The organism is Nonomuraea sp. NPDC005692 (genome assembly GCF_040631115.1).
Classification (GTDB): Bacteria; Actinomycetota; Actinomycetes; order Streptosporangiales; family Streptosporangiaceae; genus Nonomuraea.
Genome location: NZ_JBEXYU010000047.1, coordinates 17,000 through 31,631, shown reverse-complemented (window position 1 = coordinate 31,631; position 14,632 = coordinate 17,000). Strand labels below are relative to the sequence as shown.

General features: G+C 71.7%; 13 protein-coding genes. 4 read left to right on the top strand and 9 right to left on the bottom strand.

The genetic code is table 11. The annotated features are described in order from the left end of the window. Window positions 1-15: 15 nt before the first annotated feature. Window positions 16-2,028: an adenylate/guanylate cyclase domain-containing protein gene (locus ABZ459_RS48455; RefSeq protein WP_357986850.1), complete on the bottom strand. Its 2,013-nt coding sequence runs from the start codon at window positions 2,026-2,028 to the stop codon at window positions 16-18. Between the two features lie 196 nt (window positions 2,029-2,224). On the opposite strand from ABZ459_RS48455, the gene ABZ459_RS48450 reads away from it, so the two are divergent. After that, window positions 2,225-3,079 carry a hypothetical protein gene (locus ABZ459_RS48450; RefSeq protein WP_357986847.1) on the top strand — a complete coding sequence of 285 codons (855 nt, stop codon included), beginning with the start codon at window positions 2,225-2,227 and terminating at the stop codon, window positions 3,077-3,079. 54 nt (window positions 3,080-3,133) lie between these two features. Here the strand turns inward: ABZ459_RS48450 and purL are convergent, their stop codons facing one another. The 4 genes from purL to purS form a co-directional block, all read right to left on the bottom strand. Then, window positions 3,134-5,386 (bottom strand): phosphoribosylformylglycinamidine synthase subunit PurL, encoded by a 2,253-nt coding sequence (gene purL / locus ABZ459_RS48445; protein ID WP_357986844.1) that lies wholly within the window; start codon window positions 5,384-5,386, stop codon window positions 3,134-3,136. Next, window positions 5,383-6,066 (bottom strand): phosphoribosylformylglycinamidine synthase subunit PurQ, encoded by a 684-nt coding sequence (gene purQ / locus ABZ459_RS48440; protein WP_357986841.1) that lies wholly within the window; start codon window positions 6,064-6,066, stop codon window positions 5,383-5,385. The genes purL and purQ overlap by 4 nt, the downstream gene beginning before the upstream one ends. Window positions 6,067-6,206: 140 nt before the next feature. Next, window positions 6,207-6,596: an ATP-binding protein gene (locus tag ABZ459_RS48435; protein WP_352361053.1), complete on the bottom strand. Its 390-nt coding sequence runs from the start codon at window positions 6,594-6,596 to the stop codon at window positions 6,207-6,209. A gap of 221 nt (window positions 6,597-6,817) precedes the next feature. Then, window positions 6,818-7,063, bottom strand: coding sequence for a phosphoribosylformylglycinamidine synthase subunit PurS (gene purS, locus ABZ459_RS48430; RefSeq protein WP_352320496.1), 246 nt, complete (start codon window positions 7,061-7,063; stop codon window positions 6,818-6,820). A gap of 228 nt (window positions 7,064-7,291) precedes the next feature. Here purS and pdhA point away from each other — a divergent pair, with 228 nt between their 5' ends. The 3 genes from pdhA to ABZ459_RS48415 are packed head-to-tail and all read left to right on the top strand — an operon-like array spanning window position 7,292 to window position 10,822. Next, on the top strand, window positions 7,292-8,383 hold the full coding sequence (gene pdhA, locus ABZ459_RS48425; RefSeq protein WP_357986837.1) for a pyruvate dehydrogenase (acetyl-transferring) E1 component subunit alpha: 1,092 nt from the start codon (window positions 7,292-7,294) through the stop codon (window positions 8,381-8,383). After that, window positions 8,380-9,360: an alpha-ketoacid dehydrogenase subunit beta gene (locus ABZ459_RS48420; protein ID WP_357986834.1), complete on the top strand. Its 981-nt coding sequence runs from the start codon at window positions 8,380-8,382 to the stop codon at window positions 9,358-9,360. The genes pdhA and ABZ459_RS48420 overlap by 4 nt, the downstream gene beginning before the upstream one ends. A gap of 16 nt (window positions 9,361-9,376) precedes the next feature. Next, window positions 9,377-10,822 carry a dihydrolipoamide acetyltransferase family protein gene (locus ABZ459_RS48415; RefSeq protein ID WP_357986831.1) on the top strand — a complete coding sequence of 482 codons (1,446 nt, stop codon included), beginning with the start codon at window positions 9,377-9,379 and terminating at the stop codon, window positions 10,820-10,822. A gap of 41 nt (window positions 10,823-10,863) precedes the next feature. Here the strand turns inward: ABZ459_RS48415 and ABZ459_RS48410 are convergent, their stop codons facing one another. The 4 genes from ABZ459_RS48410 to ABZ459_RS48395 are packed head-to-tail and all read right to left on the bottom strand — an operon-like array spanning window position 10,864 to window position 14,589. After that, window positions 10,864-12,036 (bottom strand): adenylosuccinate synthetase, encoded by a 1,173-nt coding sequence (locus ABZ459_RS48410; RefSeq protein WP_357986828.1) that lies wholly within the window; start codon window positions 12,034-12,036, stop codon window positions 10,864-10,866. After that, entirely contained in the window at window positions 12,033-12,995 is a 963-nt protein-coding gene (locus ABZ459_RS48405) for a hypothetical protein (protein WP_357986825.1), read from the bottom strand. Before ABZ459_RS48405 ends, ABZ459_RS48410 begins: the two co-directional genes overlap by 4 nt. Window positions 12,996-13,006: 11 nt before the next feature. Next, window positions 13,007-13,861, bottom strand: a complete 855-nt coding sequence (locus tag ABZ459_RS48400; RefSeq protein WP_357986822.1) for a molecular chaperone DnaJ — start codon at window positions 13,859-13,861, stop codon at window positions 13,007-13,009. Next, window positions 13,858-14,589 (bottom strand): NUDIX hydrolase, encoded by a 732-nt coding sequence (locus ABZ459_RS48395; RefSeq protein WP_357986819.1) that lies wholly within the window; start codon window positions 14,587-14,589, stop codon window positions 13,858-13,860. Before ABZ459_RS48395 ends, ABZ459_RS48400 begins: the two co-directional genes overlap by 4 nt. Between the last annotated feature and the right edge of the window lie 43 nt (window positions 14,590-14,632).

Here is a 14,632-nt window from a genome sequence, read left to right as displayed (position 1 = left end):
ACGGCTATTGCCGTTCTATGGCATTCCAGTCAGAACGTACGCGGCCACGAGTTCTTCCTTGCCTTTCAGGCTGAGCCGTCCGAGGGCGTTCACCGAGGCGTCGCGGCCGAGCTGCCTCAGGGTCGTCTCGCCGATCACCACCGTCCCCGGCTCGGCCAGGGCCTGGAGCCTGGCGGCCACGTTGACGCAGTCGCCCATCGCGTTGAAGCCGCGTAACTCGGGGCTGCCGATGTTGCCGACCAGCGCGGGGCCGGTGTTGACGCCCACCCGGAAGGTCGGCCACTCCACCTCGTCGACGCGCTTCCAGGCCATCTCCTCGGCCACCTCGGCGGCGGCCCGCTGCATCTCCAGCGCGGCCCGGCAGGCCGCCCTGGCGTGGCCGGCCTGCGTGGCCGGCGCGTTGAACAGGGCCAGCATCGCGTCGCCGACGAACTGCACGATCGTGCCGCCGTTGTTCAGCACGCAGGGGACGGCGGCCGTGTGGTAGCGGTTGAGCATCTCGACGATCTCGCCGGGCGCGACCTGCTCGGAGAACGAGGTGAACCCCTTGAGGTCGGCGAAGAGCGCGGTCAGCTCCTTCAGCTCGCCGCCGAGCGCCGCCCGCGCCGGGTCGGCGAGCAGCGCGTTGGCCACGTCGGGCGACATGTACTGGCGGAAGAGGGTGTCCAGCTCCTGGTAGAGGCGGGCGTTCTCCAGCGAGATGGACAGCTGGCCGGCGAGCGTGGCGGCCAGCGCCTCGTCATGGCCGGTGCGGCCCACCGGCACCTCCAGCACGCCGGCGAGGTGGCCCCTGACCGTGAGCGGGTAGGCCAGCCGGTGGTCGCGGCGGATCGGGCCGTCGCCCTCGAACTCGTACGCGCGGGAGCCGATCTGGGTCTTGCCCTCCGACACCAGCGCGATCTTGACGTCTCCGTACGCCTGCCTGACCCGGTCGAGCGCGGTGGTCAGCAGCTCGCCCTCCGGCAGGCCCACGCGGGTCTGCGCGCTCACCGCCACCAGCGCGGCCAGCCGCTCCGACAGCTCCCGCTCGTGGGCCAGCGCCGTCCCGGCCCGGTCGAGCACGGCGGCCTGGCTCTCGTTCAGCCGGAACTTGCCCGACAACCGGGCCGCGGCCAGCGGCTCGCCCCGGCGTACGTGCTCGACCAGCTCCTCCAGGGCCTGGTCGTAGTCCTGCTGGAGGCGGGCGACGGTCGCCGCCAGCGTCACCGAGTCGAACAGCCCGGCGCTCGACCCCTCGCGCCTGAACTGCAGGTACGCGCTGTAGGCCACGAACACGAAGGCGAGGGTGAGCAGCGCGTGCCACTCCCACCACGTCAGGTGCCAGTTGAGCTGCGACGTTCCCGCGACCATCGCCTCGGCCAGCAGCGCGTACGCGGTGATCAGGCTGACCAGCATGGCCGAGGGACGGCGGCGGTGGAGCAGGAACATCATCACGCCGGCCACGCCGTACAGCAGGACGCCGGGGATCGAGGCCGGGCCCAGCCAGCTCATGGGCGCGACCGGCGGCGGCTGACTGAGCTCGGTCAGCTCGGGCACCAGCGAGACCAGCGCCCACAGCAGCATGAACCCGAACAACATCGCCCGGACGAAGTGCTGCGCCGCGAGGACGCTGCCGGCCGCCCGCTCGCCCAGCGGCAGGGCCGAGGCGAACGCGAACATCGCGGCGATCGTGAGCCCCACCTGCTGCCCCAGGTCGAAGCCCAGCGAGCCGGTCGGCAGGATGACCCCCGGCGTGGCCAGGCCGTGCAGGAGGAAGAAGCCCGCGCTGCTGAGGAACACCATGGAGACCAGGAACAGCCGGGCGTCCTGGCGGCGGCGCGCGGCCTCGGTGATCAGCCCGCCGAGCGCCACGTTGATGCCGGCCACCGCGAGGATCATCCAGAAGTGGCTCGCGTTGTGCTGCCAGACGACGTTGAGGTGGGGCTGGGAGAGCAGCAACCAGAGCCCCAGCAGGGGAAGGGCGAGGTGGATGACCCAGACCACGCCTCGGACGGGCTGCGTGGCCGGCGGCAGGTAGGGGCTGGGCACAGACCCGATTATGCACGCGGGATCGCCGCTGCCAATGCGTCCTTTTACCCACTGCAACGGCGACAGTCGGTCAATCCGGTCAGTAACCCTCTGTTTCGTGACAAATACGTTATGTAGTTTCTGCCAACCTTTGGAACGGTCGAAACGTGAATCTCATGCACCACATGAGCATCACTTGTTCCCTGGAAGGAAAGCCGTGGCTATCAAGGTTCGCGGTGGGCGTACGCTCACCCTCGCCACTGTCGGAGCGCTCGCCGCCTCGCTCCTCGCCGTCGGTGGCGTGGCCACCGCCTCGTCGGCGGCGAGCGAGGTGTACGCCTGCGTGCACAAGAAGACCCGGTACGTCCGCATCGTCAACCCCACCACGCCGTGCCGCAAGACCGAAGAGCGCGTCGTGATAGGCGGCAGCACGACGCAGCTGAACGGCGGCACGTCCGGCCCCAAGGGCGACCAGGGCCCCCAGGGCCCGCAGGGTCCGCAGGGCCCCCGCGGTGAGACGGGCCACATGGGCCCCCAGGGCAAGCCCGGCCTCCCCGGCAAGGACGGCAAGGACGGCCTCCCCGGCAAGGACGGCAAGGACGGCGAGCGCGGCCCGGCGGGCCCCCAGGGCCCGAAGGGTGACGACGGCAAGAACGGCCAGGACGGCCAGGACGGCAAGCAGGGCCTCCCCGGCAAGGACGGCAAGGACGGCGAGCGCGGCCCGGCGGGCCCCCAGGGCCCCAAGGGCGACGATGGCAAGCAGGGCCCCAAGGGTGAGCCCGGCAAGGACGGCGCCGGCGCCAACTACGCCACCTACACCAACAGCGCGTCCATCAGCGGCCTCGGCTCGGTGACCGCCACCTGCAACAACGGCGGCACCCCCACCGGCGGCGGCTTCTCCTTCGGCACCCTGAAGAACGCCGAAGTCCTGGGCAGCTACCCCGGCGACAGCGGCTGGACGGTGACCGTCGCCAAGGATGACAACGGCGGCGGCAACAACTACACCAGTGGCGGCGGCAACGGCACCAGCGTCTCCGGCAAGGTGTACGTCGTCTGCATCAAGAAGGTCTGACGACGCCGAAAGGGCCGGTGCGGGTCATCCCGCACCGGCCCTTCTCGTTCGACCTCAGCCGAACAGCGCCGGCAGCGTCGCCGAGTGGGTCTCGCGGAGCTCCTCGATCCCCACCTCGAACGCGCCCTCGACCACCAGCGACGCCCCGCCGGTGACCCCGAGCCCGTAGCACGGCACCTCGTGCCGCCCGCACAGCGCCGCGAACTCCTCGAACGCCTCCGGCCGCACCACGACCAGGGCCCGCGCCGCCGACTCGCTGAACAGGTCGGTGAACGGCTCGCCGCTCAGCGCCACCGTGGCCCCGATGCCGCGGGCCAGGCACGACTCGGCCAGCGCCACGGCCAGCCCGCCGTCGGACAGGTCGTGCGACCCCTCCAGCAGCCCGCGGGCCGCCGCCTCGACCAGCACGGTCGCCAGCGCCTGCTCGGCCTCCAGGTCGGCGTGCGGCGGCAGGCCGCCCAGGTGGCGGTGGGCCACGTGCGCCCACTCCGAGCCGCCGAACTCCTCGGCGGTGTCACCGAGCAGCACCACCCGCAGCCCCTCGGCGGTGAACCCGGACGGCACCCGCTTGGCCACGTCGTCGATGACGCCGAGCACGCCCACGACCGGCGTGGGGTTGATGGCCGTCGAGCCCGTCTGGTTGTAGAAGGAGACGTTCCCGCCGGTCACCGGCACGCCGAGGGTGCGGCAGGCGTCGGCGAGCCCGCGTACGGCCTCGGCGAACTGCCACATCACCTCGGGGTCCTCCGGCGAGCCGAAGTTGAGGCAGTTGGTGACGGCGAGCGGCTTGGCGCCGGTCACGGCCACGTTCCGGTACGCCTCGGCCAGCGCCAGCTGCGCCCCCGCGTAGGGGTCGAGCTTGGCGTAACGGCCGTTGCCGTCGGTGGACAGCGCGATGCCCCGGGTCGTCGGCTCGGCCCCGGCGATGACCTCGGAGATGCGCAGCATCCCGGCGTCGGCGGGCTGGGCCAGCACGGTGTTGGAGCGGACGTAGCGGTCGTACTGGGAGGTCACCCACTCCTTGGAGGCCAGGTTGGGCGAGCCGAGGAGCTGCAGCAGGGTGGCCCGCAGGTCGTCGGGGCGCGCCAGCCGGTCGGGAGTGTCGGCGTTGAGCGCGCCCTGCCCGGCCGGCTCGTGGTAGGGACGCTCGTAGACCGGGCCCTCGTCGGCGGCGGTGCCCGGCGGGATGTCCACGATGACCTCGCCGTCCCAGGTCATGACCAGGCGGCCGGTGTCGGTGACCTCGCCGATGACGGTGGCCGGGACGTCCCACTTGGCGCAGATCGCCATGAACGCGGGGATGTCGTCGGGCCGGACCACGGCCATCATCCGCTCCTGGGACTCGCTCATCAGGATCTCCTCGGGCCTGAGCGAGGAGTCGCGGAGCGGGACCAGGTTGAGGTCGACCTTCATGCCGCCGGTGCCCTTGGCGGCCAGCTCGGTCGTGGCGCAGGAGACGCCGGCCGCGCCGAGGTCCTGGATGCCGACGACCACGTCGGCCGCGTAGAGCTCCAGGCAGCACTCGATGAGCAGCTTCTCCATGAACGGGTCGCCCACCTGCACGGCGGGCCGCTTGGCCTGCGACTCGTCCTCGAACGTCGCCGAGGCCAGCACGGACGCGCCGCCGATGCCGTCGGGGCCCGTGGACGCGCCGAACAGCACGACCTGGTTGCCCGGCCCCGGCGCGGTGGCCAGCTTGATCTGGTCTTTGCGCAGCAGGCCGACGCACAGCGCGTTGACCAGGGGGTTGCCGATGTAACAGGGGTCGAAGACGACCTCGCCGCCGATGTTGGGCAGGCCCAGGCAGTTGCCGTAGTGGCTGATGCCCTCGACCACGCCGGGCAGCACCCGCCGGGTGTCCACGGCGTCGGCGCCGCCGAAGCGCAGCGCGTCCATGACGGCGATCGGGCGGGCGCCCATCGACATGATGTCGCGCACGATCCCGCCGACGCCGGTGGCCGCGCCCTGGTGCGGCTCGACGTAGGACGGGTGGTTGTGCGACTCGATCTTGAACGTGGCCGCCCAGCCGTCGCCGATGTCGACGACGCCCGCGTTCTCGCCCATGCCCACCAGAAGCGCCTCGGACTTGGGCGCCTTGGTGGCGAACTGCCGCAGATGCACCTTGGACGACTTGTACGAGCAGTGCTCGGACCACATGACGCTGTAGATGGCCAGCTCGGAGCCGGTGGGACGGCGACCCAGGATCTCCTTGACCCGGTCGTACTCGTCCTGCTTCATCCCCAGCTCGGCGAAGGGCATCGGCTCGTCGGGGGTCTCGGCGGCCCGCTTGACGCTGTCGGTGCTCATGCGTTCACCAGATTCCTCAGGATGGACGTGAAGAAGCCGAGCCCGTCGGTGCTCGGCGCGCCGACCAGCTCCTCCACGGCGTGCTCCGGGTGCGGCATGAGGCCGACCACGTTGCCCGCCTCGTTGCGGATGCCGGCGATGTCGTTGAGCGAGCCGTTGGGGTTGCCCCCGGCGTAACGCACGACGACGTGGCCGCCGGACTCCAGCGCGGCCAGCGTCTCAGCGGAGGCCACGTAACGGCCCTCGCCGTGCTTGACCGGCAGCACGATCTCCTGGCCCTGCTCGAAGGAGCCGGTCCAGGCGGTGGCGGTCTGCTCCACCGTGACCCGCTGGTCGCGGCAGACGTAGTGGAGCGAGGCGTTGCGGGTGAGCGCGCCGGGCAGCAGGTGGGCCTCGCAGAGGATCTGGAAGCCGTTGCAGGTGCCGATGACCGGCAGTCCGGCCCTGGCGGCCGGGACGAGCTCGTCCATCAGCGGGGCGAACTTCGAGATCGCGCCGCAACGCAGGTAGTCGCCGTAGGAGAAGCCGCCGGGCAGGAAGACGGCGTCGACTCCCTTCAGGTCGTGGTCGGCGTGCCACAGCGGGACCGCCTGCGCGCCCACGAGGCGCACGGCTCTGGCGGCGTCCTGGTCGTCGAGAGTTCCTGGAAACGTGACTACGCCCACACGGGCAGCGCTCATGACAGTCGTCCCCTCCGAGGAATGCGCACGCGCGTGCCACCGTCTCTTTGGGGTCGGACGGCGGTCTACGGCGGTGTACTCAGATTATCGGGTGCGCGGCTGTGTTCCGGGCAGCGGGTCGGACCGTGGTCGGACAGCCGTCAGACAGCGGCCAGCTCGCGGTGACGGGCGCCCTCGGCCTCGTCGTCCCAGGCGAGCGTCTTGCGCAGGTGGACCGTCGTGCCACGGCCGGGCGTGGTGCCGAAGGAGATCTCGTCCACCACGGACCGCATGATGAGCAGGCCGCGGCCGTTCTCGGTGTCGGGCGGAGGGAAGTGCAGCGGCATCGACGGAAGGCCGTCGCCGTTGTCGGCGACGCGCACGTCGCAGCGGCCGTAGCCGATCGACGCCGAGACCTCGTAACGGTTGGCGGGGCCGCCGTGTCGCACCGCGTTGGAGCACGCCTCGGAGACGGCGAGCAGCATGTCGGCGATGCAGGTCTCACTCACGTTGAGTGAGCGCATCGCGTCGCCAAGCACTCGCCTGACCATCGGTATGCCGATCGCATCCCGAGGCAGCGCCAACGAGAACTCAATATCCACCGGACTCCTCCGGGCTCCGGAATGTCACCTGGAGTAGGTTTCCCTGTGAAATCGGGGCTAACCGCAAAATCACGTTGTTGTTATTTAGTGTTGGCACGCCCGTGGCATTGTGGCATGCCCGAACGCGACTTTAACTCACCAGGGGTAAAACCAGGCATCAAATGTGCCTTCTACCCCTCAACCCGGACGCTGTAGTCCTCGATCACGGTGTTGGCCAGGAGTGTCTCGGCCATCTTCCGTACCTCGTCGAGGGCCGCCTCGTCGGCCGGGCCCTCCAGCTCGACCTCGAACCGCTTGCCCTGACGGACGGCCGAGACGCCGGAGAAACCGAGCCTGGGCAGCGCCCTGGCGATGGCCTGGCCCTGCGGGTCGAGGATCTCGGGCTTGAGCATGACGTCGACGATGACGCGCGCCACTACGTTCCTCCTGGGTGGAGTGGGTGCTTGGGAAAGCAAGCCTACCGGCGCGCATGGCCGTCAACACAACGGGAACGGGGAGGACATGGGGCTTGCGCGGAGGGCTGTGACGTCTGCCACGATGTCCCCAAACGCGTATGAACCACCACCACATGGTTCGCACGCACACACGGCTGGCCTCAGGTGGCGACCCCATCGACACCGGCCCCGATCGCACAGGAGCGGCACGTGACAGTCGACGCCTCTCGTGGTGCCGAAGCACCCCCTGAGCTCGTGCAGTTGCTCACCCCCGAAGGAGTACGGGTCGAGCATCCCGACTACGACATAGACCTGACGCCCGAGGAGGTCAGGTCGCTCTACCGCGACCTGGTGCTCGTCCGGCGCATCGACCTGGAGGCCGTGGCGCTGCAGCGTCAGGGCGAGCTGGGCATCTGGGCTTCGCTGCTCGGCCAGGAGGCCGCCCAGATCGGCTCGGGCCGCGCGCTCACCGACTCGGACATGGCCTTCCCCACCTACCGCGAGCACGGCGTCGCCTGGTGCCGCGACGTCGACCCGGTGAAGCTGCTCGGCCTGTTCAGGGGCGTCAACCACGGGGGCTGGGACCCCGAGGAGCACAACTTCCACCTGTACACGATCGTGATCGGCAGCCAGACCCTGCACGCGGTCGGCTACGCCATGGGCATCCAGCGCGACGACGCCTCCGCCGCCACGATCGCCTACTTCGGCGACGGCGCCACCAGCCAGGGCGACGTGAACGAGTCGTTCATCTGGGCCAGCGTGTTCAACGCGCCCATCGTCTTCTTCTGCCAGAACAACCAGTGGGCCATCTCCGAGCCGCTGGAGAAGCAGAGCCGCATCCCCCTCTACCGCCGGGCCTCGGGCTTCGGCTTCCCGGGCATCAGGGTCGACGGCAACGACGTGTTCGCCTGCCTCGCGGTGACCAGGAAGGCGCTCGAAGCCGCCCGTACGGGCCAGGGGCCGACGCTGATCGAGGCGTTCACCTACCGGATGGGCGCCCACACCACGACCGACGACCCGACCCGCTACCGGGTGGCCAGCGAGCTGGAGGCGTGGAAGCTGAAGGACCCGATCGAGCGGGTCAAGTCGTACCTGTTCCGCAACGAGCTGGCCGACCAGGGCTTCTTCGACGCCGTGACCGCCGAGGCCGACCAGCTCGGCGCCGACCTGCGCAGGCGGTGCCTGGCGATGCCCGACCCCGAGCCGCTCGATATGTTCGACCACGTCTATCGCGAGCCCCACGCGCTCATCGACGGAGAGCGCGCTCAGTTCGCCGCCTACTTGGAGGGCTTCGAGAAATGACGGTGTTGAGCCTGTCCAAGGCGCTTAACGAGGGCATGCGCCGCGCCATGGAGGACGACCCCAAGGTCCTCATCATGGGCGAGGACGTCGGCAAGCTCGGCGGCGTGTTCCGCGTCACCGACGGCCTGCAGAAGGACTTCGGCGAAGACCGGGTCATCGACACGCCGCTCGCCGAGTCCGGCATCATCGGCACCGCGATCGGCCTGGCGCTGCGTGGCTACCGGCCGGTGTGCGAGATCCAGTTCGACGGGTTCGTGTTCCCGGCGGCCGACCAGATCATCACGCAGCTCGCCAAGATGCCGATGCGCTCGCTCGGCGCGATCAAGCTGCCCGTCGTCGTGCGCATCCCGTGCGGCGGCGGCATCGGCGCGGTCGAGCACCACAGCGAGTCGCCCGAGGCGTACTTCGCGCACACGGCCGGCCTGCGCGTGGTGGCCTGCTCCAACCCGGCCGACGCCTACACCATGATCCAGCAGGCCATCCGGAGCGACGACCCGGTCATCTTCTTCGAGCCCAAGCGCCGCTACTGGGAGAAGGCCGACATCGACACGGCCTCGACCGACTGGTGGACGCCGTTCGACAAGGCCGCGGTCGTGCGGCCCGGCTCCGACGTCACGCTGCTGGCCTACGGCCCGATGGTCAAGACCTGCCTGGAGGCCGCCACGGCCGCCGAGGACGACGGCCGCTCGCTGGAGGTGATCGACCTGCGCTCGCTCAACCCGCTGGACGAGCCGCTGGTCATGGAGTCCGTACGCCGTACCGGCCGGGTGGTCGTGGTCCACGAGGCGCCCGTCTACAGCGGCTTCGGCGCCGAGCTGGCGGCCCGGATCACCGAACAGTGCTTCTACCACCTGGAGTCGCCCGTGCTGCGGGTCGGCGGCTTCTCCACCCCCTACCCGCCGTCGAAGCTCGAAGAGCACTACCTGCCCGACCTGGACCGGGTGCTCCACGCCGTCGACCGCGCCTTCGGGTTCTGAAAGGGGGACGTGCTTCATGCGACGCGAGTTCAAGCTTCCCGACGTCGGGGAGGGGCTGACCGAGGCCGAGATCGTCCGCTGGCACGTGCGGCCGGGCGACGAGGTCAAGGTCAACCAGATCGTGGTGGAGATCGAGACCGCCAAGTCCATCGTCGAGCTGCCGATCCCCTGGGACGGCGTGGTCGCGGGCGTGCTGGTCGAGGAGGGCCGCACGGTCGACGTCGGCACGCCGATCGTCTCCGTGGACACCGGCGGCGAGGCGGGCGGCGCAGGCCAGGGACCCGCTGACCAGGGCCTCAAGGCGCTGGCCGACGACATGGTCCCCAAGCCGCCGGAGGAGGGCGCCGTCGAGCCCGGCGCCCACGGCAGCCCCGCGCCCAAGGAGGAGCGGCAGGCGGTCCTGGTGGGCTACGGCGTCAAGACCGGCGCCTCCAAGCGCCGTCCCCGCAAGCAGTCTGCGGAGCCGATCGCGGCCGCGCCCGTGGCCAACCCGGCCCGCGTGGAGGTCCCCGGCCCGGCCCCGACGGCCCGCCCGGCCGAGCCGGCCGGGCCGCCGCCCGTCGTCGCGCCCGTCGGTCCGGGCCGCGTGGCCGTGCTGGCCAAGCCGCCGGTCCGCAAGCTGGCCAAGGACCTGGGCGTCGACCTCGCCACGCTCACCGGCACCGGCCCCCAGGGGTCCATCACCCGCGACGACGTGCACGCCGCCGCGCAGGGCGGCCTCCAGGCGGCGCCCGAGCCCGTCCAGCAGGGGCAGCCCCAGCGGCGGGAGGAGCGCGTCCCGGTCAAGGGCGTGCGCAAGATGACCGCCCAGGCGATGGTGGCCAGCGCCTTCACGGCCCCTCACGTCACCGAGTTCCTCCAGGTGGACGTGACGGAGACCATGGAGGCGGTCAGGCGGCTGCGGGCCCTGCCCGACTTCGCCGAGGTCAAGGTCTCCCCGCTGCTCCTGGTCTGCCGGGCCCTGCTCACCGGGGTCAGGCGCTACCCGATGATCAACTCGTCCTGGGACGAGGCGGCCCAGGAGATCGTGGTCAAGCACTACGTCAACCTGGGCATCGCCGCCGCCACGCCGCGCGGCCTCGTGGTGCCCAACATCAAGGACGCCCACGCCCTCCCGCTCCCCGAGCTGGCCAGGCAGCTGGGCGCGCTGGCGGAGACGGCCAGGGCCGGCCGCACCCAGCCGGCCGAGATGGCGGGCGGGACGATCACCATCACCAACGTGGGTGTGTTCGGCGTCGACGCCGGCACCCCCATCCTCAACCCGGGCGAGTCGGCCATCCTGGCCTTCGGCCAGGTCAGGGACATGCCGTGGGTGGTGAACGGCGAGCTGGCGGTGCGCAAGGTGACCACCCTCGCGCTCAGCTTCGACCACCGGATCGTCGACGGCGAGCTGGGCTCGATGTTCCTGCGCGACGTCGGCGCGATGCTGGAGGACCCGCTCCGCATGCTGGCCTGGGGCTGAAGCCAGGCGGCGACCGCCGGGAGGACCCCTCTCCCCGGCGGTCACCGCAGGCTCGGCCAGGGCGCCTTCTTGTCCCGCGCGCGGGGGCCGTACGACTCCAGCCACACGGGCGCGCCCACGACATGAGAGACCGCCGCGGGCCAGTCTGATACACCGTCCTCGTAGACCGGCGCGGCCCGTAGCAGCCGGGCCGTACGGTCCGGCTCGGCGAACGTGACGGGCCGGTCGTAGCGCACGCACATGCGAGAGACGTCCGCGTCGAGGTGGGTGAGCGCGAGACCGTCCACGCCGCCGGCCGCCTCGGCCGCGTACCGGTGGGCGACCGCGTCGAAGTGCCCGCGGCGGAAGGCTCCCTGCCACGGGCCGGTCACGTTGTGCGGCTCGGGCAGCTCCAGGCCGGGGTCCTCGGTCACCAGCGGGCCGGGGCCGTGCCGGGTGGTGTAGGTGCGCAACACCCCGAGCCGCGCCGCCCCCGCCCCCTCCAGCAGCTCCAGCGCGTTGGCGAAGGTCGTCGTGCTCCACGTCGTGTACGGGTCGAACCCCCACCGCTCGTCCAGCAGCACGCCCTGCGCCCCCTCGAACACCACCGGCCCCCGCCTGACCAGCCCGGCGGTGTACGACGAGTCCACCAGCCGCACGCGCTCGGCGAACGCCCGGTAGACGGCCACGCAGTCGGCCACCGGCGGCCCCTCGACCCCCAGCGCCTCCCGCAGCACGGTCAGCTTGCGCGTCAGCTCGGGCGGCGAGTCGCCCGCCCGGGGCGCGAGCGCGCCGTGCTCCAGGTGGTACGCCATCGTCTCCCCGACGCCCATCCCGCAGGACCCGTGCCGCGCATCCCCGCGCGCCAGCTCCCGCCTGCGCCCGGCCTCGACGTGGTACGGCGTCGCCAGCAGGCAGTCCCGGTCCACCGTGAGCAGCCCGAAGGGGTCGGGCACGCCGAGCCGCGCCAGGTGCTCCGCCTCGGCCGACAACGCCAGCGGATCGACCACCACGAACCGCGAGAGATGCGTGCGAACCCCCCGGAACGTCCCGGCGCCGAACTGCGCGAACGTGTGATGCCGCCCGTCGTCCAGGACGACGTTGTGCCCCGCCTGGGCGCCGCCGTTGAACCGGACCACGGCGTGGACGGGCAGCGTGGCGCACGCCCAGTCCACGACCGTGCCCTTGCCGGCGTCGCCGTACCCGAGGTCGACGACGACGAGGTGCTCGTTCACGCCCGCAGCCCGCCGAGCCCGCCGAGCCCGTCCAGCCCGTCGAGCGGCTCGGCGGTGACCACCGTGCCGCGGTCGAGCCTGGCCAGGGCCCGCGACACCGACGCGCCGGCCGTCGAGCCCAGCTCGGCCAGGTCCTCAAGGCCCTCGTCCAGGCCGATCGCGTCCTCGCCGAGCCCGACGGTGAGCGCGATCGTCTCGCACACGGCGTCGAGGTCGTCCAGCTCCAGCACGTTCTGGCCGAGCAGGCGGCGCCAGGAGTCCAGCACCTCGGGGTCGCCGGCGTAGCTGGCTCCCTGCGGGAGGATGAAGTAGACGTCGTACTTGCGGGTCAGCTCGGCCACGACGTCGGCCACCCCGAGCGGCGCCGTCAGGCGGTCGCCGACGAGGTCCTTGACGTGGTTCCTGGACACCCGCTGGTAGGGCATCTCGTCGCCGATCACGAACAGGTAGCCGCGCTTACCCCGCTTCTCGTGGCAGTCGATGGAGGTGTGCCTGGCCATGAAGTACATGGCCAGCTCGTAGGACTCGCGCTTCTGCCCGCCGCCGCCGCCCTCCAGCAGGATCAGACCGAGCTGGTCGTCCATGCGGTTGTCGGACTCGAACTGGCCGACCTGCAGCGGCGCCCGGTCGCAGGTGGCGTCGCCGATCGCGCCGAACATGATCTGCGGGTCGGTGGCGTACCCCTTGCGCAGCAGCAGCCCGAGCAGGTCCGGCAGGCGGGTCTGCAGCGTGCGGGGGACCGCGCGCATCGAGCCGGTCACGTCGAAGAGCACGGCGATGGCCAGCGAGTCGGGGTGCTCGGCCGAGTCGCGGCTCTCCCGCGTCACGCCGAAGGGGTCGAGGTCGGGGTGGACGCGCCGGGCTCCGCCGTCGCTGTAGGCGAAGGCGCTGGAGCCGGTGGCCGCGCGGTAGCGCGCGGCGGAGTCGTAGACGTTCGTGGACCAGATTCCGCTGCCCATGGCAGCCTCCCTCAAAGGTGGAGCGGACGGTACGTACGGGGCCCGTAGAGGTCGTCGAGCAGGTCGTCGAGCTCGCGCAGCAGCTCCCACGCGTCGGACGGCGGGCGCAGCAGACAGCCGCGGACGAAGGCGCGCATCCGGCGCGGGCACTCGCCCAGCAGGCGTTCGACGCACCGGGTCAGGGCGGCGATGTCGGCGCGCTCGTCGAGCCGGTCGCCGTGGCACCAGTCGACCAGCACGAGCCCGTGGTCGAGGGGATGGATGAGGACGTGGCGGGGGAGCACGGCGCCGTGCGCGACGCCGGCCCGGTGGGCGAGCCCGGCGGCCACGAGCAGCCGCCGCCAGATCCAGGCCACGTCGCGCGGGTCGAGGCCGGTGCCGGCGCGTTCGAGGGTGACGAACCCGGCGGGCGCCCGGCTGACCACGTTCGCCTGCCGGACCACCTCGCCGCCGCGGTAGCGGAAACTCGCGACGAGGCGGGGGACGTACGGCAGGAAACGCGGGTCGCCGTCCGCCGCGATCTTCCGCAGCGCGGCGGCCTCGCGGACCAGCAGCCGGTCGGCGGCCGGGTCGCGGGCCACCTTGAGCAGCGAGTCGCGCTCGGCGCCGCGCCCGGCCGGGTAGAGCACGGCGGTGCCGCCCTTGTGCAGCGGCGGCCCGACCAGGAAGTCGCCGACCCGCTGACCCCGGTGGTAGGTCTCCCAGAGCGCGACCAGCCGCTTGAACGCCTCCTCGCCGCCCGGCGCGAGGTCGGGATGCAGCGCCCTGGCCAGCCGCCGGTAGACGCCGGCCGCGGACCCGCCGGCGAAGAGCTCCTGGGCCGACCGCGCCCCCATGACGATCGCCGCCGCCCGCTCGGTGTTCATCGCACCTCCTCCTCCCGTGCGGGCCGCAGCAGCGCGGGGTGGAGCAGCCGGGCGTCGCCCGCGCGGTAGAGCCTGGCCCGCGGCCCGCCCCTGGGGCCGCCGGTCTCGGTGGTCTGGCCGGTGCTCTCGACGAATCCGGGGACGGACAGGATCTTGCGGTGGAAGTTGCCCGCGTGCAGCGGCGTGCCCCACACGGTCTCGTAGATCAGCCGCAGCTCGGAGACGGTGAACTCGGCGCCGGCGAAGGCGGTGGCCAGCGGCGTGTACTCCAGCTTCGACCGGGCCCGCTCGACGCCGTCGGCCAGGATGCGGGCGTGGTCGAAGGCGAGCGGCGGCACGTCGTCGACGGGGTGCCAGACGGCCGCGGCGGCGTCCGTGCCGGGCTGGGGGTCGGGCAGGTCGGGGGCGAAGGCGAGGTAGGAGATCGACACCACCCGCATGCGGGGGTCACGGCCGGGGCCGCCGTAGCTGGCGAGCTGCTCGATGTGCGCCGGGCGGGTGGCCACGCCGGTCTCCTCGGCCAGCTCGCGCACCGCCGCCTCGGCCAGGTCCTCGTCCGGCTTGATGAAACCGCCGGGCAGGGCCCAGCGGCCCGCGTACGGCTCCACGCCGCGCTCGACGATCAGGACGTGCAGCCGCCGGTCGCGGATGGTCAGCGCCACCACGTCGACGGTGACCGCGACCGGCGCGTAGAGCCGGGGGTTGTAGCCGGCCAGGAACTCTTCCATCCCCAAGTCCTTCTCAGTTCGAGTCAATCTCGATCTGAGAATA